General features: G+C 65.7%; 24 protein-coding genes. 15 read left to right on the top strand and 9 right to left on the bottom strand.

The features are described 5' to 3' along the window. The first annotated feature begins 125 nt into the window (after window positions 1-125). Window positions 126-692: a pentapeptide repeat-containing protein gene (locus BLQ14_RS09975; RefSeq protein ID WP_092500414.1), complete on the top strand. Its 567-nt coding sequence runs from the start codon at window positions 126-128 to the stop codon at window positions 690-692. 14 nt (window positions 693-706) lie between these two features. Here BLQ14_RS09975 and BLQ14_RS09980 read toward each other — a convergent pair whose 3' ends face one another. Continuing rightward, on the bottom strand, window positions 707-3,004 hold the full coding sequence (locus BLQ14_RS09980) for an NADP-dependent malic enzyme (protein WP_092500415.1): 2,298 nt from the start codon (window positions 3,002-3,004) through the stop codon (window positions 707-709). Between the two features lie 142 nt (window positions 3,005-3,146). Here BLQ14_RS09980 and BLQ14_RS09985 point away from each other — a divergent pair, with 142 nt between their 5' ends. The 5 genes from BLQ14_RS09985 to upp are packed head-to-tail and all read left to right on the top strand — an operon-like array spanning window position 3,147 to window position 7,662. After that, window positions 3,147-3,539 carry a cytidine deaminase gene (locus BLQ14_RS09985; protein ID WP_092500416.1) on the top strand — a complete coding sequence of 131 codons (393 nt, stop codon included), beginning with the start codon at window positions 3,147-3,149 and terminating at the stop codon, window positions 3,537-3,539. Window positions 3,540-3,543: 4 nt separating this feature from the next. Continuing rightward, window positions 3,544-4,848: a thymidine phosphorylase gene (locus BLQ14_RS09990; RefSeq protein WP_092500417.1), complete on the top strand. Its 1,305-nt coding sequence runs from the start codon at window positions 3,544-3,546 to the stop codon at window positions 4,846-4,848. Continuing rightward, entirely contained in the window at window positions 4,848-6,044 is a 1,197-nt protein-coding gene (locus BLQ14_RS09995) for a phosphopentomutase (protein ID WP_092500418.1), read from the top strand. Before BLQ14_RS09990 ends, BLQ14_RS09995 begins: the two co-directional genes overlap by 1 nt. Beyond that, window positions 6,041-7,033, top strand: coding sequence for an adenosine deaminase (locus tag BLQ14_RS10000; RefSeq protein WP_092500419.1), 993 nt, complete (start codon window positions 6,041-6,043; stop codon window positions 7,031-7,033). The genes BLQ14_RS09995 and BLQ14_RS10000 overlap by 4 nt, the downstream gene beginning before the upstream one ends. Next, window positions 7,030-7,662, top strand: a complete 633-nt coding sequence (gene upp / locus BLQ14_RS10005) for a uracil phosphoribosyltransferase (RefSeq protein ID WP_092500420.1) — start codon at window positions 7,030-7,032, stop codon at window positions 7,660-7,662. The genes BLQ14_RS10000 and upp overlap by 4 nt, the downstream gene beginning before the upstream one ends. Before the next feature lie 78 nt (window positions 7,663-7,740). Here upp and BLQ14_RS10010 read toward each other — a convergent pair whose 3' ends face one another. Further along, window positions 7,741-9,102, bottom strand: coding sequence for a FliI/YscN family ATPase (locus tag BLQ14_RS10010; RefSeq protein ID WP_092500421.1), 1,362 nt, complete (start codon window positions 9,100-9,102; stop codon window positions 7,741-7,743). A gap of 60 nt (window positions 9,103-9,162) precedes the next feature. Here BLQ14_RS10010 and BLQ14_RS10015 point away from each other — a divergent pair, with 60 nt between their 5' ends. Genes BLQ14_RS10015 through BLQ14_RS10055 form a run of 9 tightly spaced genes read left to right on the top strand, consistent with a single transcriptional unit; the run spans window position 9,163 to window position 13,776 of the window. Continuing rightward, a complete protein-coding gene (locus tag BLQ14_RS10015) occupies window positions 9,163-9,591 on the top strand; it encodes a FlgB family protein (RefSeq protein WP_245657082.1) in 429 nt (142 codons plus the stop codon). Window positions 9,592-9,594: 3 nt separating this feature from the next. Beyond that, the gene (flgC, locus tag BLQ14_RS10020; RefSeq protein WP_245657065.1) at window positions 9,595-9,996 is read left to right on the top strand and encodes a flagellar basal body rod protein FlgC; all 402 of its coding nucleotides are present in this window, start codon (window positions 9,595-9,597) and stop codon (window positions 9,994-9,996) included. A gap of 11 nt (window positions 9,997-10,007) precedes the next feature. Then, window positions 10,008-10,301, top strand: a complete 294-nt coding sequence (gene fliE, locus BLQ14_RS10025) for a flagellar hook-basal body complex protein FliE (protein WP_092500423.1) — start codon at window positions 10,008-10,010, stop codon at window positions 10,299-10,301. Then, window positions 10,301-10,567 carry a flagellar biosynthetic protein FliQ gene (locus BLQ14_RS10030; RefSeq protein ID WP_092500424.1) on the top strand — a complete coding sequence of 89 codons (267 nt, stop codon included), beginning with the start codon at window positions 10,301-10,303 and terminating at the stop codon, window positions 10,565-10,567. The genes fliE and BLQ14_RS10030 overlap by 1 nt, the downstream gene beginning before the upstream one ends. A 3-nt stretch (window positions 10,568-10,570) precedes the next feature. Beyond that, window positions 10,571-11,287, top strand: coding sequence for a flagellar hook-basal body complex protein (locus tag BLQ14_RS10035; RefSeq protein WP_092500425.1), 717 nt, complete (start codon window positions 10,571-10,573; stop codon window positions 11,285-11,287). Window positions 11,288-11,298: 11 nt separating this feature from the next. Further along, window positions 11,299-12,084 carry a flagellar basal-body rod protein FlgG gene (gene flgG / locus BLQ14_RS10040; protein ID WP_092500426.1) on the top strand — a complete coding sequence of 262 codons (786 nt, stop codon included), beginning with the start codon at window positions 11,299-11,301 and terminating at the stop codon, window positions 12,082-12,084. Then, window positions 12,084-12,539, top strand: coding sequence for a flagellar basal body P-ring formation chaperone FlgA (gene flgA / locus BLQ14_RS10045; RefSeq protein ID WP_092500427.1), 456 nt, complete (start codon window positions 12,084-12,086; stop codon window positions 12,537-12,539). The genes flgG and flgA overlap by 1 nt, the downstream gene beginning before the upstream one ends. Next, complete coding sequence (flgH, locus tag BLQ14_RS10050; RefSeq protein WP_092500428.1) at window positions 12,536-13,261, top strand: flagellar basal body L-ring protein FlgH; 726 nt, start codon at window positions 12,536-12,538, stop codon at window positions 13,259-13,261. The genes flgA and flgH overlap by 4 nt, the downstream gene beginning before the upstream one ends. Window positions 13,262-13,269: 8 nt before the next feature. Further along, window positions 13,270-13,776 (top strand): flagellar basal body-associated FliL family protein, encoded by a 507-nt coding sequence (locus tag BLQ14_RS10055; RefSeq protein ID WP_092500429.1) that lies wholly within the window; start codon window positions 13,270-13,272, stop codon window positions 13,774-13,776. Between the two features lie 6 nt (window positions 13,777-13,782). Here BLQ14_RS10055 and BLQ14_RS10060 read toward each other — a convergent pair whose 3' ends face one another. From BLQ14_RS10060 to motA, 7 genes are all read right to left on the bottom strand, one after another. Beyond that, complete coding sequence (locus BLQ14_RS10060; RefSeq protein WP_092500430.1) at window positions 13,783-14,166, bottom strand: hypothetical protein; 384 nt, start codon at window positions 14,164-14,166, stop codon at window positions 13,783-13,785. Continuing rightward, on the bottom strand, window positions 14,163-15,254 hold the full coding sequence (locus tag BLQ14_RS10065; protein WP_092500431.1) for an EscU/YscU/HrcU family type III secretion system export apparatus switch protein: 1,092 nt from the start codon (window positions 15,252-15,254) through the stop codon (window positions 14,163-14,165). Before BLQ14_RS10065 ends, BLQ14_RS10060 begins: the two co-directional genes overlap by 4 nt. Window positions 15,255-15,259: 5 nt before the next feature. Beyond that, window positions 15,260-16,063: a flagellar biosynthetic protein FliR gene (locus tag BLQ14_RS10070; protein WP_176759538.1), complete on the bottom strand. Its 804-nt coding sequence runs from the start codon at window positions 16,061-16,063 to the stop codon at window positions 15,260-15,262. After that, window positions 16,060-18,144, bottom strand: coding sequence for a flagellar biosynthesis protein FlhA (gene flhA, locus BLQ14_RS10075; RefSeq protein ID WP_092500433.1), 2,085 nt, complete (start codon window positions 18,142-18,144; stop codon window positions 16,060-16,062). Before flhA ends, BLQ14_RS10070 begins: the two co-directional genes overlap by 4 nt. Then, the gene (locus BLQ14_RS15685) at window positions 18,141-18,869 is read right to left on the bottom strand and encodes a lytic transglycosylase domain-containing protein (RefSeq protein ID WP_092500434.1); all 729 of its coding nucleotides are present in this window, start codon (window positions 18,867-18,869) and stop codon (window positions 18,141-18,143) included. The genes flhA and BLQ14_RS15685 overlap by 4 nt, the downstream gene beginning before the upstream one ends. A gap of 45 nt (window positions 18,870-18,914) precedes the next feature. Then, the gene (locus tag BLQ14_RS10085; protein WP_143004481.1) at window positions 18,915-21,092 is read right to left on the bottom strand and encodes a hypothetical protein; all 2,178 of its coding nucleotides are present in this window, start codon (window positions 21,090-21,092) and stop codon (window positions 18,915-18,917) included. Window positions 21,093-21,451: 359 nt separating this feature from the next. Beyond that, on the bottom strand, window positions 21,452-22,321 hold the full coding sequence (gene motA / locus BLQ14_RS10090; RefSeq protein ID WP_092500436.1) for a flagellar motor stator protein MotA: 870 nt from the start codon (window positions 22,319-22,321) through the stop codon (window positions 21,452-21,454). Between the last annotated feature and the right edge of the window lie 34 nt (window positions 22,322-22,355).

Consider the following 22,355-nt stretch of genomic DNA (forward strand, 5'->3'; position numbering starts at 1 on the left):
GCGACAAGCAAGCGCCCTGCGACCGGCCGTCACTGTTGACGCTAAAGCGGCGCGGCGGGCATGTGTGCGAAGCTCGAAAGGGCTTCATCGGAAAAGGGCGCGGCGCCGAAGGAAGAAAAGTGAAGATGACACGGCTGGCTTTGGCGAGTGCCTGTCTTGCGGTGGCAATCGAAGGCTTGGGCGCCGCGGCCTCGGCCGATGGGCTCGAACCCGGTGCGCTGTGCATCGGTTGTGACTTCGCGCAGATTGACCTTGCCGGGCGTGACCTCGCCGGTGTCGATCTTTCCGCCGCACGGCTGACCCGTGCGGTGCTCGCGCGCGCAAACCTTGCAGGGGCTCTATTTGCCGGCGCCGATCTGCGGGGCGCCGATCTCTCGCATGCGGTTCTTGCCGAAGCGACTCTCGTGGCCACTCAGATGGCCGACGCCCTCCTTGTCGGAGCCAATCTCGCAAGCGCCGACCTCAGCGCTGCGACGCTCGACGGCGCCGATCTGTCGGATGCATCCCTGGTCGGAGCGCGGCTTCTGGGCGCGTCACTTCGCGGCGCGCGGCTGTCCGGCGCGGCGTTTTCAGGCGCGGATCTGACCGGCGCCACCCTTCAGGGCGCGGAGCTTGGCACTGCAACCCTCGACGGCGCACGCCTTTGCCACACGATCATGCCGGACGGCCGGGTGGAAAACGCCGGCTGCTGAACCGGGGCCGGCGCTCACCCGTAATGCGCCACCGGCGTGCCGGCGAGCGCGGCGATGTTGAGAAGTCCGCGCGGCGTGATCGACGGGGTGACGATATGGGCGCGGTTGCCCATGCCCATGAGGATCGGCCCCACCTCCAGCCCTCCCGCGCGCAACTTCAGGATGTTGCGCACGCCGGACGCGGCATCGACCGAGGCAAAGATCAGCGCATTCGCCCGGCCCTCGATACGCGAGCGCGGAAACAGGCGCGCGCGCAGCTCGGGGTCAAGCGCGGTGTCCACATGCATTTCGCCTTCATAGACGAAATCGCGGGGCTCGGAGTCGAGGATTTCCAGAGCCGCGCGCATCCGCCGCCCGCTGTCGATGTCGAGGTTGCCGAACTGCGAGTGCGAACAGAGCGCAATCTTCGGCCGCATCCCGAACCTGCGCATGTGGCGTGCGGTGGCAATGACAGTTTCGGCTATCTGCTCGGGAGTGGGCTGGTCGTGAATCTGGGTATCGGCGATGAACAGGGGGCCTCCCTCGAGGATCATGAGGCTGAGCGCGCCCACCGGGTGCAGCCCGTCGCGGGCAAGCACCTGGGCAACGTAACGCAGATGCCAGAGATACTGGCCAAAGGTGCCGCAGATCATGCTGTCGGCCTCGCCGCGGTGCACCATGACCGCGGCGATTGCGGTGGTATTGGTGCGCATCACCGCCCGCGCGATGTCGGGTGTGACGCCGCGCCGTTCCATCAGCTGGTGATAGGTTGTCCAGTAGTCGCGATAGCGCGGGTCATTTTCCGGGTTCACAAGCTCGAAGTCGCGCCCGGGCCGAATGGGCAGACCGGCGCGCTCGGCACGCGACTCAACGACCTCCGGCCGGCCGATCAGGATCGGCTTGTCGGTCGTCTCCTCGATCATGGCGTTTGCCGCGCGCAGTACCCGCTCGTCTTCACCCTCGGCAAAGACGATGCGCCGAACCGCGGTGGCGGCGGCTTCAAACACCGGCCGCATGATCAGTGCCGAGCGGAACACCGAGCCCTCGAGCTGGCGGCGGTAGGCTTCCAGATCGGGCAGCGGACGCGCGGCCACGCCCGACTCCATCGCCGCCTTGGCCACGGCGGGCGCGACGGCGCTGATGAGCCGCGGATCAAAGGGCTTGGGGATGAGGTAGTCGGGGCCGAAGGTCAGCGTCTCTCCGCGGTAGGCGGCCGCGGCCTCGGCCGAAGTTGTCGTGCGCGCAAGCGCCGCGATCGCCTCGACGCAGGCAAGCTCCATCGCGTCGTTGATCTCCGTGGCGCCGACATCGAGCGCGCCGCGGAAGATGAAGGGAAAACACAGGACGTTGTTGACCTGATTGGGATAGTCGGAGCGGCCGGTGGCAATGATCGCATCCGGCGCCGCCTTGCGCGCTTCCTCCGGCATGATCTCGGGCACCGGGTTGGCGAGCGCGAAGATGATCGGCCTTCTGGCCATCCTTGCCACCATGTCGCGGGTCAGCACTCCCGGCCCTGAAAGGCCGAGAAAGAAGTCGGCGCCCTCGATCACCTCCGCAAGGCTGCGCGGCCCCCCAGGCTGGGCGAATTCGGCCTTTTGCGGGGTCATGTCCTCGGTGCGGCCCTCGTGCACGAGCCCATGGAGATCGACGAGCCATATGTTCTCACGCTTCACCCCGAGCTTCAGCAGCATGTTGAGGCAGGCAATCCCCGCCGCCCCACCGCCGGTGGAGACGACCTTGATGTCCTCGAAACGCTTGCCGGCGACGGCAAGAGCGTTGGTGGCGGCGGCTCCGACCACGATCGCCGTTCCATGCTGGTCATCGTGAAAGACCGGAATGTTCATGCGCTCGCGGCAGATTCGCTCGACAACGAAGCAGTCGGGCGCCTTGATGTCCTCGAGGTTGATCGCGCCGAAGGTCGGCTCGAGCGCGCAGATCATCTCCGCCAGTCTCTCGGGGTCGGACTCGTTGAGCTCGATGTCGAAGCAATCGATGTTGGCGAACTTCTTGAACAGGACGGCCTTGCCCTCCATCACCGGCTTGGAGGCCAGTGCCCCGATGTTGCCGAGCCCGAGCACCGCCGAGCCATTGCTGACCACGCCCACGAGATTTCCCCGTGCAGTGAGGCGGCTGGCCTCGGCGGGGTCGGCCTTGATGGCAATGCTGGCCTCCGCGACCCCCGGCGAGTAGGCCAGCGACAGGTCCCGGCCGTTGGCGAGTGGCTTGGTCGCCCGAATCTCGAGCTTTCCGGGCCTCGGTTCGGCGTGATAGCGCAGCGCCGCTTCGCGGAATGCCTCCTGGCGCTTTTCCCTTGCCTTCTTCGTCTTCGCCACGGCACGACTCCTTCAAGAGGGTTGTTTAACGTTAAACCATCGCCGCGGGCGCGCATCAAGACGCGGTATGCGCGCCGTGCGCTTGCCAACGCGGGGGACCCGATCCACTCTGGGGCGGGATGATGGTTCGGAGAGGTGAGGGATGTCCCTGATCGATGCCGCGCGCGCGGTGCGTGACAACGCCCATGCGCCCTATTCGCAGTTCAAGGTCGGCGCCGCCATTCGCACGGCATCAGGGCGGGTCTACGCTGGATGCAATGTTGAGAACGCCGCATACCCGGAGGGCACCTGCGCCGAGGCGGGGGCCATCGCGGCCATGGTCGCGGCAGGCGAGCGGGAGATTGCCGAGGTGGCGGTGATCGCCGACGCACCCGAGCCGGTGCCGCCCTGCGGCGGCTGCCGCCAGCGACTGGCGGAATTCGCCGGCCCCGAGGTTCCGGTGATCATGGCGACGGTTCACGGCCGGACGCGCACCGCGACGGTGGGCGAACTGCTGCCCGGAGCGTTCCGCAAGGTGCATCTGCCGAAGGACTGAGCCTATGGACGCTCCTGCGATCCTCTATCGTCTGCGCACCGGTCAGCCCCTGTCAGACGAGGAGCTTGCGTGGTTTGCCCGTGGGCTGGCTGACGGAAGTGTCGGCGACGCGCAGGCCGGAGCCTTTGCCATGGCTGTGTGCCTCAAGGGCCTCTCCGAGGCTGAAAGGGTGGGGCTCACATTGGCCATGCGCGACTCCGGTCATGTCATGGCGTGGAGCCTGCCGGGGCCGGCCATCGACAAGCACTCCACCGGCGGGATCGGGGATGCGGTGTCGCTGATCCTTGCCCCCGCGCTTGCCGCCTGCGGCGCCTATGTGCCGATGATCTCGGGGCGGGGGCTTGGCCACACCGGGGGCACGCTCGACAAGCTCGAGGCGATTCCGGGGCTGTCCACCGAGGTGGATGAGGAGCGTTTTCGCGAAATCGTGGCGCGCTGCGGCGCCGCGATCGTCGCCGCCACCGCCGAGCTCGCCCCGGCCGACCGGCGGCTCTACGCGATCCGCGACATCACCTCGACGGTCGAGAGCATCGACCTCATCACCGCCTCGATCCTCTCGAAGAAGCTCGCCGCGGGGCTCGAGGCGCTGGTGCTCGACGTCAAGGTGGGCTCGGGCGCCTTCATGGCCACGATGGAGGAGGCGCGGGCGCTGGCGCAATCGCTGGTCAGGGCGGCGAACGGGGCGGGCTGCCCGACCCGCGCGCTTATCACCGACATGGATCAGCCGCTCGCCCGCGCCACCGGCAACGCTTTGGAGGTGGCCGAGGTCATGGCTGTGCTGACCGAAGGGGCAGAGGGGCGGCTCAGGGAGTTGAGCGAGCGGCTTTCGGGCGAGCTTCTTGCGCTTGCCGGTCTAGTCGCCTCGCCCGAGGAGGGCGCGGCGCGCGCGGCCGACGCCATCGCCTCCGGCGCCGCGGCCGAGCGCTTTGGCCAGATGGTCACGGCGCTGGGCGGGCCGACGGACTTTCTTCAGAATTGGCGCACGCAGCTTCCCGCAGCCCCGGTGGTCCGCGAGGTGCCTGCGCCGCGTGCGGGCTATGTCGCTGCCATCGACGGGCGGGCGCTTGGCAATGCCGTGGTGCGGCTGGGCGGCGGGCGGCTTGTTGCGGGCCAGAAGATCGACCCTGCTGTCGGGCTGTCCGACCTTGCGCTTTTGGGGGAGCACCGGGCAGAGGGAGAGCCGCTGGCCTGCGTCCATGCTGCAAGCGAAGAAGCCGCCGCGCGTGCCGCCGAGGCCGTGGCCACCGCATACGGGCTTGCCGAGACGCCGCCCGCGCTGCCGCCGCTCGTCCATGAAAGGATCGCCTGATGCCGCGCGCTTTCCTGATCGTGCTCGACTCGGTTGGCTGCGGTGGCGCGCCGGACGCTGCCGATTTCGGCGACGAAGGCGCCAACACCCTTGCCCATATCGCACAAGCCTGCGCCGCGGGCCGCGCCGAGGAGGGCCGCTCAGGGCCGTTGCGTGTGCCGAACATGGACCGTCTCGGCCTCGGCGCCGCGGTGCGGCTTGCCTCGGGAGAGGCAACGCCCGGTCTTGAGGCCGAACCATTGGGATTCTGGGCCGCGGCGACCGAGGTCAGCCCCGGCAAGGATACGCCCTCGGGCCACTGGGAGCTTGCCGGCGTGCCTGTCCCCTGGCAGTGGCACTACTTTCCCGACACCGAGCCCTGCTTTCCGCCCGAACTCGTCGCCGAGGTCTGCCGGTTCGCAGGAACGACAGGCATTCTCGGCAACCGCCACGCCTCGGGAACGCTGATCATTGAGGAACTCGGAGCCGAGCACATGCGCACCGGTTGGCCGATCTGCTACACATCGGTGGACAGCGTCTTTCAGATTGCCGCGCATGAGGAGACCTTCGGCCTCGAGCGGCTCCTGAAACTGTGTGCCGATCTTGCGCCTACCCTGCACGCCATGCGCGTGGGCCGGGTCATCGCCCGCCCCTTCATCGGCGATCCCGAGCACGGCTTCGTGCGCACGAGGAACCGCCGCGACTTCGCCATTCCGGCGCCTTCGCCCACGCTGTGCGACTGGGTGCATGATGCTGGCCGGCCGGTGCATGCGGTGGGCAAGATCGGCGACATCTTCTCGCATCGCGGCATCAGCGACGAGGTGAAGGGCACCGACGCCGAGCTTTTCGAGCACATCGTCGATCTGGCAGGTCGCGCCGAAGAAGGCTCGCTGACCTTCGCCAATCTCGTCGAGTTCGACTCGAAATACGGCCACCGCCGCGACGTGTCGGGCTATGCGCGCGCGCTCGAATGGTTCGACGCCGAGCTTCCGCGCCTTCTTGAGCGTCTGCGCGACGGTGATCTTCTGGTCATCACCGCCGACCACGGCAATGACCCGACCTTTCGTGGTACCGACCACACCCGCGAGCGGGTGCCGGTGCTGATCCACGGCCGCGGAACGGGTTCGGCCGGGCTCGTCGGTTTCGTCGATGTCGGCACCTCCGTTGCGGCGCATCTGGGCGTCGCCGCGCAAGGACCGGGGAGGAGCTTTCTGTGAGCGAATGGCAGGAATTCCCGAAGATCGAGCTGCACCTCCATATCGAGGGCGGCGCGCCGCCCGAGTTCATCCGCCAGCTTGCCAGCGAGAAGGGGGTGAGCCTTGAAGGCGTCTTTGCCGAGGACGGCGCTTACGCCTTTCGCGACTTCGGTCATTTCCTTCAGGTCTATGAGGCCGCGACCTCGGTGTTGCGGACGCCCGAGGATTACCTGCGCCTCACCCGCGCCGTGCTCGCCGAAAGCGCCGGTCATGGCGTGATCTACACGGAGATGTTCCTCTCGCCCGATTTCTGCGGCGGGCGCGATCTGGCCGCCTGGCGCGAGTATCTCGCCGCCATCGGGGAGGGCGCGGCCCAGGCCGAGCGCGAACATGGCATCATCATGCGCGGCATCGTCACGCCCATTCGCCACTTCGGCCCCGACAAGGCGAAGGAAACCGCGCTGTGCGCGGCCGAGACGGCGGGCGATTTCATCACCGGCTTCGGCATCGGCGGGGACGAGCGGGCGGGCAAGCCCCGCGACTTCGCCTGGGCCTTCGACTGCGCCCGCGAGGCGGGGCTGAGGCTCACGGCCCATGCCGGCGAATGGGAGGGGCCGGACTCGGTGCGCGCCGCGCTTGACGATTTGCGGGTGGAGCGCATCGGCCACGGCGTGCGCGCCATCGAGGACCCCGGGCTTGTGGAGCGGCTCGCGCGCGATGGCGTGGTGCTCGAGGTCTGCCCCGGCTCAAACGTCGCGCTTGGCCTTTACCCGCGGCTTGAGGATCACCCCATCGCGCGGTTGCGCGAGGCGGGGGTGAAAGTGACCGTCTCGACGGACGATCCGCCCTTCTTCCGCACCACCATGACGCAAGAATACGATGACCTCGCGCGGGCTTTCGGCTGGGGGGCGGAGGATTTCGCCGAGATCAATCGCGTTGCGGCGCAGGCGGCCTTCTGCGATGAGGCCATCCGCGATGCGATCGTCAAACGTCTGGAGGCCGCGCCATGAAGGATCACCTCAACATCGTCCGCCACCCGCTGGTGCAGCACAAGCTCACCCTGATGCGCGACAAGACCACGCCAACGGCGGTGTTCCGCCAGCTTCTGCGCGAGATCAGCCAGCTTCTGGCCTACGAGGTGACGCGCGAGCTCGACATGACCACGCGCCATATCGAGACGCCGCTGGCGGAGATGGACGCCCCGGTGCTTGCCGGCAAGAAGATGGCGCTGGTGTCGATCCTGCGCGCGGGCAACGGGCTTCTCGACGGGGTGCTTGAGCTTATCCCTTCGGCGCGGGTGGGCTTCATCGGCCTCTATCGCGACGAAAAGACGCTTCAGCCGGTGCAGTACTACTTCAAGGTGCCCACCGAGCTTGGCGAGCGACTGGTGATCTGCCTTGACCCGATGCTGGCCACCGGCCATTCGGCGGCAAAGGCGGTTTCGCTCCTGAAGGAGGCGGGTGCAGACAACATCCGCTTCCTGTGCCTGCTCGCCGCGCCGGAAGGTGTGGCGTGCATGAAAGCCGAACACCCCGATGTGCCCATCGTCACCGCCGCGCTGGACGAGAGGCTCAACGAGCAAGGCTATATCGTGCCCGGCCTCGGCGATGCCGGTGACAGGATGTACGGCACGAAATAGCGCCGGAGTGCCTGCCGTCGCCATGCGAGCGTGATCGGCTTGGCTGCCTTGTCCGTGGCTGATCTCCTGAAGGGAAGTTCAGCGGCGAATCTCTTCGCGGTGCACATCGGTCGCCTCGGCCTCGTCAGCCAGTGACAGACAACGCGCCAGCGCGGAAAAGCTTTCGGCAATACCCTGCGGCTCGCGCTCTGCGATGAAGGCATCAAGCGCTGGCCAGGCGCGGATGGCGGCATCAAGCTCCGGATCGGAGCCGGGGCTGTGGAGGCCTGCCCGTATCATCAGCTCTGATTGGGCATAGGCGCCGAGGAGCCGCCGGGCACGGTTGATGAGCGCGTTCTCCTCCGCGCTGGCAGCCTCCGGCAGCGACCGCGACACCGAGCGCAGCAGGTCGATCGCCGGGAACCTGCCCCGCTCGGCGATCTGCCGGTCAAGCACGACGTGGCTGTCAAGCACGCCCCGCAGGATGTCTGCAACCGGCTCCTCCATATCGGAGCCGGGAACGAGCACGCTGAAGACGGCGGTGATGTCGCCGCTCGCGCCCGCGCCGGGGCCCGCGCGCTCGCACAGTTGGGTGATGAGCGGGGCAATGGATGGAGGGTAGCCTCCAAGACTCGCTGTCTCGCCCGCGGCCAGTGCGACCTCCCGGTGCGCCTCCGCAAGGCGCGTCACTGAATCGCACAGGAACAGAACCTGACGACCCTGGTCGCGGAACCATTCCGCAATGGTCATCGCGGCTGGGGCGCAGCGGCGTCGCAGCATCGGCGGCTGATCGGAGGTTGCCGCCACGACCACGGCCCGGCGCATGGCGGTCGGGCCAAGAACGCGGTCGGTGAACTCGCGCAGCTCCCGGCTTCGCTCACCGACCAGCGCGATGACCACGACATCCGCCGCGAGTCCGACAGCCAGCCGCGCGAGGAGAGTCGACTTGCCGACGCCCGAGCCGGCAAACAGGCCGATGCGTTGACCTCTCACGATTGGCAGCAGGGTGTTGAACACCCTCATGCCCGTCTCCAGACGGGCGCCAAGCGTGCGCCGCTGCGCGGCGGGAGGAGGTGGGCCTGCCGTGTCGCGCGCCGTGGAGCCGCGCAACAGCTCTCGTCCGTCGAGAGGACGCCCCAGAGGGTCGATGACGCGGCCGAGCCAGCCGTCATGGGGCGAAAGCCGTGCGGCTCCCACCAGAAACACCCGCTCGCCGACGGCCAGTGCCCGGTGGCCCGTCCCGGCGGCAAGGACCGTGACGCTCTCAGGAGTGATCGCGACGACCTCGCCAAGCGCACCTTCGGGCGGGGGCGCGCCGATATGCACGAGATCACCGAGGCACGCCTCCTTTTCGAGACCGCGCAGCCGCAGAAGTCCGGCCTCTATCGCCTCGATCCGTCCGACGCTGAAGGCGCGGCGGATGGCCGACAGCTCGCCACCCAGAAGCTCAAGCCCCGGCATCTGTGCTCCTTCATGCTCGCGTGCACGACAACCGTTTCTAAACGAATCGCGGTTAAGCCAGTGTTGAAACGGCTCGTGGGAGAAGCCCCGATGCACGATGGATTGGAGATTTTCCGGCTGGCCTCCGGCCTGGCCCGCCATGCCGGAGCCCGCCAGGCGGTGGTTGCAACGAACATCGCCAATGCCGACACTCCAGGTTACCGGGCACGCGACCTCGTTCCCTTCTCGGAAGTTCTCGCCGAGCAGCCTCCGCACCCGTGGAAGGCGACCCGGGCAGGGCATTTTGCGATGGACGGAGAACGTGCGGAAGAGAGCGCGCATCTCATCCGCGTCGATGTTGCGAGCCCTGCCGCCCCAAACGGCAACAGCGTCTCGCTTGATACCGAAATGATGCGCTCCGCCGAGGTGCGCCAGCAGCACGATCTGGCGCTGTCGGTCTATCGCTCGGCACTTGGTGTGCTGCGCAGCGCGCTCGGGCGGGGGAGATAGGTCATGGGCATGCTTGGCGGCCTTCTCGAAAGCCTTCGGCAGGCGGCAAGCGGCATGCGCGCGCAAACGACGCGACTGCAGGTCGTCAGCGAGAACGTGGCCAATGCCGACACGCCCGGCTACCGCCGCAAGACCCTGTCGTTCGAGACCCATGGAACCGAGAAGGGCGCGTTGCCCCTAGTGCGGGCAGGACGTGTCAGGCTGGACGGCAGTCCACTGAGGAAAATTCACGATCCGGGCCACCCGCTCGCCGGGCCGGACGGGAGTTATTTCGGCTCCAACGTGAATCTGATGATCGAGCTGGCCGACGCCCGCGAGGCACAGCGCAGCTATGAAGCGAATCTGCGCATGTTCGACCAGGCGCGGCAAATGTCGGCCGGTCTCCTCGAGCTCTTGCGCAGGTAGGAGGGCAGGCAATGGATATCCGTCAGGGTTATGCGGCGCTGGCCTATGCGGCAGGCCGTCAGCATGCCGCACCGTCACGCAACGCCGAAGCGCAGCCGGGAGAGGCTCTTGGCAAGCTGGCGCGTGACTTTGCCGAAACGCTTCAGCGTGGAGAGGAAACAGCCCGCGCGGCGATGACCGGCGGAGCCGACCCGCAGGCACTCGTGGAGGCGCTGGCGCAGACCGAGCTGGCGGTGGAGACGGCGGTGACCGTGCGCGACAAGGTCGTCGAGGCGTATCAGGAAATCCTGAGGATGCCGGTGTGATGTCTGAACTCGTGCTTTACGACACGCTGCGGCAGGGGCTGTGGATCGCGGTGGTCATTTCCGCCCCGATGCTTTCGGTCGCGCTGGTGACAGGCGTGGTCATCGGCCTGTTCCAGGCGCTGACCTCCGTGCAGGAAATGACGCTGACCTTCGTGCCCAAGCTCGGGGCGATGCTCGCCGTCTTTTGGGTGAGCATGAGCTTCATGACCGAAGCGCTGGTTGAATTCTTCACCGCTGGCCTCGTGCCGCTGATCGCGGGAGGCTGAGCGATGGCCAATGTCGGCTATGTCACCCTGACCCGCCTTTCGGGCCTGAAGCGCGAGTTCGACGCAATTGCGCAGAACGTCGCCAACATGTCGACCACCGGATACCGGCGCGAAGGGGTCATCTTCTCCGAATTCATCGCTCGTGGCGGAAACGCGGGGGGGGCGCTGTCCATGGCGGCGGGGCGCGCGCGCGTCTTCGACATGGCGCAAGGCGGTTTGCAGCAGACTGGCGGTCGCTTCGACTTCGCCATCGAGGGAGAGGGCTTCTTCCTGCTGGAGACGCCCGATGGCCCGGCGCTGACCCGTGCTGGCAGCTTCACGCCGAGTCCCGAAGGCGAACTGGTGGCGCCCGACGGCGCGCGGCTTCTCGACGCGGGCGGCGCGCCGATCTTCGTGCCGCCTGACGCGCGCAACATCGCGCTTGCCACCGATGGTACGCTGACGGCGGACGGCCAGCCGATCGCCCAGGTCGGGCTCTATGCCGCTTCGCAGCCGGAGCGGATGAGCCGTCTTCCCGGCGCGCGCTTTGCAGCCGAAGGGGGCGTCGAACCAGTTGCAGGCGGGGTGATTCTCCAGGGGTTTCTGGAGGGTGCGAACGTTCAGCCGGTCACCGAGATCGCCCGCATGATCGAAGTCCAGCACGCCTATGAGGCGGGCAGAAACCTTCTCGAACGCGAGGACGAGCGCATTCGCGATGTTCTGCGCACGCTTGGAAAATAGGGAGGCTCACGATGCGTGCCCTCAGAATTGCCGCCACCGGAATGAGCGCCCAGCAGATGCGTGTCGAGGTCATCTCGAACAATCTCGCGAACATGTCGACCACCGGCTACAACGCCCGCCGTGTCGAGTTTGCCGACCTGCACTACCAGCAGGTCATGCGGGCGGGCACGATTGCCGCGGCCGATGGCACGATCGTGCCCACCGGGGTCCAGCTGGGCCTTGGGGTGCGCCCGGCCTCCGTCACGGTGCAGCTTGCCCAGGGCTCGCTCAGCAATACCGGGGGCGATCTCGACCTGGCCATCGAGGGGCAGGGCTACATAGAGGTTACCTTGCCGTCGGGAATATCCGCCTACACCAGGGACGGCGCGCTCAAACGCTCGGCCGACGGGCTCATTGTGACCTCCGAAGGTTACCCGGTGGTTCCCGACATCACCATTCCCGAAGATGCCCGGTCGATCTCGATCAATGCCGAGGGCGAAATCTACGCCTATTTCGCCGACCGCGTTGAACCGGAGCTGCTTGGGCAGATCGGCCTGACGGGGTTTGCCAACCCCAAGGGGCTTGAGGCGATCGGCGGCAACCTGTTTCTGGAGTCCGCCGCCTCGGGTCCGCCGCTCGTCGGCACGGCCGGCGAGAACGGCCTTGGAACCTTCCGCCAGGGGTATCTGGAGGACAGCTCCGTCGATGCGGTGCGCGAGATCACCGAGCTGATCGAGGCGCAGCGCGGCTACGAGCTCAATTCCAAGGTGATATCGGCGGCAGATCAGATGCTCGCGGCAACCTCGCAAGTGCGCTGATGGCGCGCATCGTCTGCATGGTCCTGATCTGTCTGGCCGGCCCGGCCCTTGCCGAGGCTCTGGTCGCGGCACGCACGATCCGCGCGCAGGAGGTCATCACTGCGGCGGATCTGAGCGTCACGCCGGCAGCGATCCCGGGGGCGCTCTCTTCTCCCGAAGAGGCGATCGGGCTGGAGGCGCGGGTGGCGCTCTACGCGGGCCGCCCGATCCGTCCAGAGGATCTCGGACCCCCAGCCGTCATCGAGCGCAATGCCATCGTCACTCTCGTCTACCGGAAGGGCCGTCTGACCATCACCGCCGAGGCGCGGGCGCTGGGCCGAGCAGGAGTCGGAGACGTGCTGCGCGTCATGAACCTCGCGTCCCGCAACACGGTGGTGGGGCGGGTGCGCGAGGACGGCTCCGTGCTCGTCGGAGAGGCGCGGGCGGTACAGCCGGAAAGGAGGGCTAGCCGATGAGAGCAACTCCCCTTCTGATGATAATCTGCATCCTTGCCGGATGCGGCCGGCTTGCCGAGGTGGGCAAGGCGCCGGACTTCACGCCGCCGGGCCAGAGCCTGGAAGTCCAGGTAATGGAGTCGGCTTCGGGATATCTGCCCTTCGCCGATGACGGCGCGCCCAAGGCTGCTTCGTTGTGGACGCGCGAGCCGCGCTCTCTGCTTGGTGACCGCCGGGCGCGTGAGCCCGGCGACATTCTCACCGTCGTGATCGAGATCGACGATCGCGCCGAGATTTCAAACAGCACCAAGCGCAGCCGGAGCGGATCGGAAAGTCTCGACATCGGGGCGTTGTTCGGGCTGCCCGAGCGCGCCGGCAGGATACTGCCGGAAGGTGCGGGTCTCGACCCCGCCGTCAAGACTGACTCAAGTTCATCTTCATCCGGCGACGGATCCGTGCGGCGCAAGGAGAAGCTCACGCTTCGCATCGCTGCAACGGTCGTCCGACAACTGCCAAACGGCGTGCTCGAGATTGCCGGAAGCCAGGAAGTGAGGGTGAATTTCGAGATGCGCGAGCTTCTGGTCACGGGTTTTGTCCGCCCCGAGGACATCTCGCGCAAGAACGAGATCACCTACGACAAGATCGCCTCGGCGCGCATCAGCTACGGCGGTCGCGGGCAGATCACCGACGTGCAACAGCCGCGCTATGGCCAACAGATAGCCGACATCATCCTGCCATTCTGAGGGGGCCGATGCTTGCCAGACTTCTGCCGCTGATGCTGGCCCTCACGGGGCTGGGTGCGGGCGTGGGCGCGGGGCTCGCGCTCAGGCCGCCAGCGCACGCCAACCCCACGGACGAGAGCGACGTCACGACATGTCTGCCTGCGGCAGCGGCCGCCGATATCGCCGCGGTCGCGCCGCCGGAGAAGAGCGGCGAGGTGGAATATGTGAAGCTCAACAACCAGTTTGTCGTGCCGGTGGTGGCTGAGGGCAGGGTGCGGTCCCTGATCGTCCTGTCGATCACGCTCGAGGTCGCGCCGGGGCGCACCGAGCTCGTGTATGCGCGGGAGCCCCGGATCCGCGATGCCATGCTGCAGGTACTGTTCGACCATGCCAACACGGGCGGGTTCTCCGGAAGCTTCACCGACGGTACGCGCATGGCAGTGCTGCGCCGCGCCCTCAGAGAGGCCACCGCCAAGGTTCTCGGGCCGGCACTCTACGACGTTCTCGTCACGGATATCGTGCGTCAGGATGCCTGAGGTCCTTCACCTGCCGGTTCCCGGCTGACCGCCCTTCACCAGCATTTTCAGCACCTCCGCACGTCCGTGGGCGTGCGCCGCTTCCGCCCTCGCTTTCGCCAGTGCGTTCGTCGTTGTCTCGAGTTCGGCGGTGAGAGATGCGATCCTGCAAGCACACCAGCGCCGGTGGCGTTCGGCAGCGAGCGCCTCTTCCGCCCAGCGGCCTGAAATCGGTGCCTCGCGAGATCCGGGGGCGCGTCCGGGTCGGGCCTGGTCCCGAAGTTGGGCGATTTCCTCGGCCAGGGCGCGGTGCCGGGCTTCGGCCTGTGCAAGCGTGGCCATGCTCCGTTCCGCCAGGGCATGGGCGAGCTGCGCGAGTTTCCGAAGTTCCCGCTTCTGTTCCGAGGTCATCGCCAGCTCCGTTGGGCTTTCTCCCGCATGCGGTCGGCAAAGCGTATGGCCGCGGCGACGGCACGGTAGTGCTCGGGGCGGATCTCCTCTCCGATCTCCACCGTGGCATGCAGCGCGCGCGCGGTTGGTGGATCGCGGCGGATCGGCACGCCGGCTTCTTGTGCCGCCTCTCGGATGCGCAGGGCAATTCTATCCACGCCCTTGGCCACGCAGACCGGGGCGGAGCCGGGCGCGCGGCTCCACTGCAGTGCAACCGCATAATGCTCCGGGTTGACGATGACGACGTCGGCGCGCGACACCTCCGAGAGCATCGCATTCGTTGCGATCTCGTAGGCGCGCTGCCGTCTTGCCTGCCGCAAATGCGGATCACCCTCTGTTTGCTTGGCCTCATCCATGAGTTCTCTGCGCGACATGCGCATGCGCCTGAGGTGTTCGGCACGCTGGAAAAGGGCATCAATCACCCCGATGACTGCGGAGATGCAGACCACAATCGCGAGGAACTGCAGTGTCAGGCCAAACAGCAGTGCCGTCGCCTGGCGCGGAGATTCGAAAAGCGCCGAAAGAATCTGCTCGAGACGCAGGCTGATGAAAGTAAACAGTAGAACTCCGAAGACACAGAGCTTGAGGAAGCTCTTCCCGAACTCGAAGAGTCCGGCGCGGCCGAATTTTTGTGCCGCGTTCGAAAATGGAGATATGCGAGTGAGGCGCGGCTGCAGCTTCTGTGGAGCAATGACCAAAGCGCGTTGGAGCAGGAGGGAACAGAGAACCACGGCAGCCGGGACGCCGAGCCACGGAATTGCGTGGCCGACCGCCGTGACGATTATTCTTCCCGCTCGTGATTGGGCCGGCTCGGAGAACAGTTCGGCGGCAAGATCGGGGGCATGCGATACGAGCCCGGCGAATGAGTGTCCCATGCTTCCGAGGCTCGTGCTTCCGAAGGCAAGCGCCGCCAGGACAAACCCTCCATAGGCCGCAGCCGTGTTGAGATCTTGCGACCGGGCAATCTCGCCGCGCTTGCGCGCGTCGGCCAGCTTCTTTTCGGTGGCCTCATGCGGCTTGTCGCCACTGCGCTCGTCTTCGTCACTCATCGTGCTCAAGGCGCGTAAGGGTTCGCGAGCGTGGCCATCAGCCAGGCGTTCCAAACTGACAACAGCGCCGGAAGTGCGAGCAGAAGCATCACGAGGCCACCGGCGGTGATCGCCGGAGCCCCGACAAAGGCGACCATGAGCTGGGGCATGGCGCGGTTGATGACTCCGAGCGCGACATTGTAGAGCAGCGCGCCGATCGCGAAGGGAGCCGCGAGGCTGAAGGCCATGGCAAAGGCGCGCGCCACAGTCCCGATCCCCCACTCCGAGACAGCAGCAGCATCGGGCAATCGGCCGGCCGGCAGCGGGCCATAGGACATGATGATCGCTTCGGCGATTTGCAGGTGCAACCCTGTGGTCATGGCCAGGGCGAGACCGCTTACATACATCACTTGAGCGATTGCCGGCTGCGGCTCGGGTCCGCTGGAACCGAGCAATTGCGACAGCGAAGTTGACTGAGCGATGATCGCTCCTGCCATCTGCAGCGCCTGCACCATGAGCCGCAGAGCAGCCCCAAGCGCCAACCCCGCGGCGGTTTCGGTGGCGACAAAACGAAAAAGCTGCATCGGTCGGGAAACGGCAAGATCCGCTCCTGCGGTCGGAGCTATGGCCGGCGCGACGACCGCGGTGAAGGCGAGGGCAAGAACAAGCCGCACCCGGACTGAAAGCTGAAGCGAGCCGAAACCGGGCAACAGAGCCATTGCAGCGCCGACGCGGAAGAACACGACGCTCCAGAGCAACGCCATACTTTGCAAGGGCGCAAGTAGCGGCAGATGAAGGACATCGGAAAACGTGCCCGTTGACGGACTCATGCCGCGACCGTCCCAACCAGTGTGGGGCGGCTCTCCGTCCCGATTTCCTCGAATGAGAGCACCGGATTCGTAAGCCCTCTCGCCCGAACAATGGCTGCCAGGTACCGCCGCCGGCGGGCGGAGGTGACGAGTCCGGGGAAATTCCCGCCCTCGGCGGCGTGCGCGAGACAGTCCGTGATGCCTTTCGTCAGCTTCTGAAAATGCTCTGGTGGCAGTGCGACATCGCAAAGCCCTGTCGGGCGTTCCAGTTCGTGGGTCTGGAAAAGCTGTTCCCAGACTGGGTCTAGCTGTATGAGCGGAAGGGTTCCGTCCGCCCGACGGATCTGGGCGACTATCTGAAAGCCCAGCCTCTGGCGCACATGATCCGCGATGCCCTCGGCCGTGGAGTGCAGATTGCGCGCTTCGGCTATGGCCTCGAGGATCAGTGGCAGATTGCGGATCGAGACGCGCTCTTCGAGCAGGAGCCGCAGAACGGTGAGCAGCAGATCGGTCGGCACCTTGTCAGGAATGAGTTCGTCGAGGAGGCGGCGGTTGGCCTGAGCTCGCTCCGGGTCCGAGACAGAAGTGAAGGCGTCGAGCAGGCGCCTCAGGCCTCGCAAGCTCAAAAGGCGCGGGAAATTCGACTTGACGACTTCGAGCATATGGGTGGCCAATACCTCATTGGGGGTAACGATTGTCGCCCCGGCGAGCGCCGCACTTTCCTGATCGGCCGGGCTTATCCAGCGGGCGGGGGCGCCGTAGACCGGCTCGCGAACGTCCTCTCCGGCAGGCAAGGACGCCGTTTCATCACCAGGAATGGCCAGGACGCGTTCCACACGCAGCCTGTCCTCGGCCTGAATGACCCCTTGTATCCGGATGCGGTACCCCCCGGATGGGAGTGACGGCTCGTCGGTCAGGCGGATCTCGGGAAGGATCAGGCCGTAGGTTGTGGCAATGTGGCTGCGCATGCTCGCAATGCGTGCGTCAAGTCCCGTTGCCGGTTCGAGAACGGTTGCAACAAGGTCCGGCGCAAATTCCAGGTGAATTTCGTCAAGGTCGAGCGTGTCGCCAAGCGAGGGAGCGGCGGGGCGCGCCTCGCCTTGAGCGGCTTCCGTCTCCTTTACGTCGTGGGCGGTGGCGCGGCGCTGAATGTGGAAGCCGGTCCCGGCGAGGGCAATGGCGCCAGCCATAAAGGGGACCATCGGAAGGCCCGGCACCAGGGCGAAAAGGGCCAGCAGCAGCCCTACCGTTATCAGCGCGGCGGGATACCGGCCGAATTGCGAGATGAGCGCTACATCGGTTGACCCGGTCGCTCCACCGCGAGCGAGGAGAAGTGCAGAAGCAACGGATATGATCACCGCCGGGATCTGGCTCACGAGCCCGTCCCCAACCGTGAGAATTGCATAGGTCTCAAAAGCGCGCGCAAGCGGCATGCCATGGGCGAGAACGCCGATGGAAAGCCCCATGACCAGGTTGAGCAATGTGATCAGCAGGCCTGCAACAGCGTCACCTTTGACGAATTTCGATGCACCGTCGAGCGATCCGAAAAAGGTTGTCTCCAGCTGTTCCTTTTCGCGGCGTGCCTTGGCCTCGGCGTGGTCGATGGCACCAGCGGACATGTCGCTGTCAATCGCCAGCTGCTTGCCCGGCATGCCGTCAAGGGCGAAGCGCGCTCCCACTTCTGCCATGCGTGCGGCGCCTTTGGTGATGACGACGAAATTGACGATGAGAAGGACGCCAAAGACGACCAGGCCAAGAAAGATGCTGCCGCCCATGACGAACATGGCGAAGCCCTCGATCACCTCGCCTGCCGCATCAGTCCCCGTATGGCCGTTGCCGATGATCAGTTTTGTCGATGAGACGTTGAGCGCCAGCCGCAGCATGAGAGACGCGAGCAGGACCGTCGGAAAGGAAGAGAAATCGAGCGGCTTTTCGATGAACAGCGTGATGGTGAAGATCAAAATGGCGAGCCCGAAGGAAGCGGCCAACCCCACGTCGAGCACCCATGCGGGCATGGGCAAGATCATCATGGTGATCACCGCCATCAAGGCGAGCGCCAGCACGATCGTGGGCTGGAACAGCGCCGAGCGCAGTGTCTTCATGGCTTGAGACCTTGGACAAGCGGCATTGGGCCTTGCTGCACAAGCGGTACCAGCGAGCCGAGCCGAGGCTCGTGTGCGCGCGCAGAGGACAACAGCGGACCGGTGGCGTTACCCTGTAGCGTCCTGTCCGTCGATCCTGCGGGAGGATCGCCTTGGGTTGATGCTGGCACTTCGAAACGCGCGAGTATTGCGCGAAACCGGTTCCGATAACGGCTGGCATGAACCTCTTTCCGAGAGTGATAGGCACCCGCCGCAGTCACCCAATCGCCGGTCTCGCGGTGCAGCTGCTTCAGGAAGCGGGCAGCGTACATAGCGCTGGCGACGGGGTCGAACATCTCCGCCATCGACGAAAATGCGGAGCCGTGCCAGCGGTAATTGATCTGAAAACATCCGAGGTCAAGATTTCGCTCACCTCTTGCGTGGAGGGCTCTGGCAAAGTCGAGCGCTTCGCGTCTCGATTCAAACCAGTGGCCTTCTCCGGCAGCGTTGACCGTCCAAGGCCAGGGCCCGAACCGCTGACCGAGAGGCCGCCCGGATTCGGCCAAGGCGATGGCCTGAAGAACGCGGTCGGGCACACCGTATGCCGCCGCGGCACGTCGGGCGGCCCGCTCGCAAGTCGCCGCCCATGCGCTAGCCGGATTTGGCGCAGAAACAAGTACGGTAAGCAGCGCCATCGAGAACGCAATGAGCGGAGGGATCAATCTCCATCTTTCAGTGCGCGTCATGAAGACAGACCCCGAATGGCAAACGTTGAACCTCGTTGGAGAAGACTAGCGAGAAGGCCTTACCAACTCATTGTCGTCGACAGGCTCCTTGGCGGCGCGACTGAGCAGTGCGGCAACTTGCCCGCGCAACATGGCGCTCTCGGAGAGAAGTCGTCGGCTCGAGGCCAGTGTCGGTGCGGATGTAACACTGCTGCCGGTCGCGGGAGGAAGGGCGGAGGTGCCTTGGCTGTGGGACAAGCTGGAAGTCGGGGAACTGTCGCCCTTCTCTCCCGGCGCCCCGGGCTCTTGCAGTGCATTGCCATGGCCTCTGGAAATTCGCTGGGTCGTGGCTGCCGGCGGTTCATGCTCAGGCGACCCCGCATGTTGCAGGAGCATGGAGGCTCCGTAGGCTCTTTGCTGTGCGCGCAGGATCCGGGTGCGCAGCGTGCGGACCGGTTCGCTTTCGTTGTCAAGACCTTCGATCATTCGTCCCGCGAGATCGGGAAGACCGTGCCGCGCGAGCCCGGTAGCCAACGCGAGCCTTGCTCTTTGCTTTGCGGGGCCTGTCGGGATACGCCGGCCGAGACGCAAACAGAGAGGCAACAAGCGCGGGAACTGTGTTGATTGAACTGTCCGCTCGATGGTTTCGGCCGACAGAATCGCCAGAGTGTCATTGGGGGCTGGTCGGGCGTCCAGTGACCTGATCAATTCCTCGATTGCATCTTGCCACCGACCGGAGGCCATGAGGGCCTCGATATGCTGCTGCTTGAGCGCATCGCCGAGGGGAGTGCCTCTGAATTCCACCGAGCGCGCCGAGAGTTCCTCGATCATTGCGCGCCCGGCAGTTCGACCTGCCGCCAGTTCGCGCTTTGCAAGGGCGAGCAGGGCCCGCGCCGCTTCCTCGCCGGTTCCGCGCCGCAATGTCATGAGCGCCGCACGGGCCTCTGCTTCCGCGTTCTCGCCGGTCGACAGTGCCGAGGCGAGCCGCATCGCCGCGGTCACCGGGCCCGGCGCCCTTTCGTAGCTCGACCTGATCGCGAATGCGGGCTGGGGCAGGTTGTCGGCGGTGAGGCGAGCCACCAAAGGCGGACCGAGAAGGCGTCGCAAGTGGGATGGAAGCTCAGCGAACGCGTTGACAATCGCCTGGGCATTGATGTCATGCGGCCGATCCATCTCGGGTTGGGAGAGATAAGCCCAGAGCGCAGCCCGCCCGGAACAGGAATGTTGACCACTGAAGATGTCTGCCGCGTCTCCCAGGTGTCCATCGATAATGCGCGCGATCGCCTTCAGGCTGGCGCTGTCCGAGGGCGCTTGAGCCCCGAATGCCTCAAGCACGGCGATGGCTTCCGCGCCGAATCCCCAGAACAACAGGTGCCGGGCCCTCGAAAGCACCATCTCCGGCACGGGCCTGTCGCGGTCGTCGAGCAGCTGGGCGCGGTGTCGGGACAGGTCCGGAAAGGGCAACTCATCGCTCCAGGACGGGACGTCGAGAAGCTCGTCGGGCAAACACGGAATGCCTTGATCGGTCACGGGGGGCTCTTCCGCGCCACTTCCGAACCATTCGTCTATGACGCTTTCCACCTGAATATTGGAGCTTTCCCTTTCCCCCGGTTCGCCAATGCGGTCCGTGCTTGTGCGGCTCGAGGGGGCGCCGCGCTCCCCGGCCTCTGGTGAAGGCTTGCGGTTATGCATGGCGGCACTCTGGCGAGAACTCGCGCTGTCGCCAGCCTCGGGAGTGGGCAAGCCAGTGGCGATGGCGACGAGGCCCTGGCTGGCGCCGCGCGCGAGGTCTTGCAGAAGCGCATGGAGTAGATCCCCTCGCCGCCCATCGGTCGCATGCATGGAGGATGCCTTGGGGAGCACCATCGGGGTGATCGTCTGGACAGTGCCCGGCTGATTGTCTCCCGGCTTGCTCTGCGTCGGCCGAGATTGCGTTTCGGCATGTGGCTTCCGGCCGTCGGCGATGACCCGCCAGATCGCGAGAGTGTCTCCGTGGAAGGCGTTGAACGTCGAGGAAGATGGTTTGCCTGTGGGAGCGCGGTCGGGGGTGGCGGCGGGGGCATCCATGACATCGACGACGAGGCCCGCGTCGACGAGAAAACTGCGTATGCGACAGTCGCAAGCCAGCCCGATCTCGATGCTGTCGGGGCCGGTGCGAGATATCCGTTCGATCCGGTGACGCGTGATGAAGCGGAAAACATCCTGCGTCACAAAGCGATGCTCTCCTTCGATCCAGACTGACACTCGCCGTTCGTCCGTGTCCACGCTCCAATCGGGCATCGGCGAAATCAGGAATACGAGTCGCGAGAAGTCGGGGTGATCGCCTGAGCGAACGCGTATCGTCGCCCCCCAGGAAGGTTCCGCGAAGCTCAGGATCAGGGTGATGAGAATGATTGCAAGTCGTGGAATCGCTCGGGTGGCGGTGCATCGGGCCGCCGGGATGGCCTTGAGGAAGGGGCCTCTGACAGTCGTCGCTCCGCTGTGGCGGCCCGGTGCACTTATCGAAAACCTTGCCGGTGAACGGTCCGGCTGGCACGCGGAGGCGCATCGCAGGGCGTCGCGTCCCGCGCGGTCGGACAAGGCGCGGCGGCATGTTCGGCGCCTCATGCTGCCTCCTGCTTCACTTTTCGAAGCGCATCCTCGAGTTCGCCATAGCTGGGACGAACATTGTGGGGCGTGTTCTGCCGGCCGACCTCGATACAGATATTTGTTGCGTGATTATGAAGATTTGCGACCAAGACCTCGCGGATGAGCTGGTAAAATTGCGCGTCCTCCTCCACCACGGCCTTCAATCGCGCGGCGAAGGGGCCCACGATCCCGTAGGCGAGGAATACTCCAAGAAACGTACCGACGAGCGCGCCGCCGATCAGCTTTCCAAGGATTTCGGGAGGTTGGTCGATCGAGCCCATGGTCTTGATCACGCCGAGCACTGCGGCAACGATCCCCAGGGCAGGCAGACCATCGGCCATGGTCTGCAGGGCGTGGCTGGAGTGAAGCGCGTGATGAAGGGATGCCTCCATGCGCTTTTCGAGCACCTCCTCGACCTGGTGGGGATCGTCATAGTTCATCGACGCGGAGCGGAGCGTGTCGCAGATCAGTTCGATCGCCTCGTGGTCCTGCAGGATTCTCGGGTACTTCTGGAAAATCGGCGAGTTTCCGGGCGCTTCGATATGCTCCTCGAGGGCAACAGCGTTTTCGCGCGCAAGCCGGATAAGCTCGAAAAGCAGGCACAGCAGGTCGCGGTAGTCGGGAGCTTTCCAGCGCGTGCCCTTGAAGACCTTTCCGAGGTCCCTGATCGTGCTTTTTATTGCTGCCAGATCGTTTGACAGCACGAAAGCCCCGACCGCAGCCCCGCCGATCATCGTCAGCTCATAGGGCAGGGACTTGACTATGATGGACATCTTGCCGCCGGCAGCGAGATAGCCGCCGAAGACCATGACGAAGATTACGATGATACCGACGACACCGATCATGGGCCTGTTCCCGTCCCTCGCGTCGACAAGGATC

It is taken from the genome of Meinhardsimonia xiamenensis, assembly GCF_900102905.1.
Lineage (GTDB): Bacteria > Pseudomonadota > Alphaproteobacteria > Rhodobacterales > Rhodobacteraceae > Meinhardsimonia > Meinhardsimonia xiamenensis.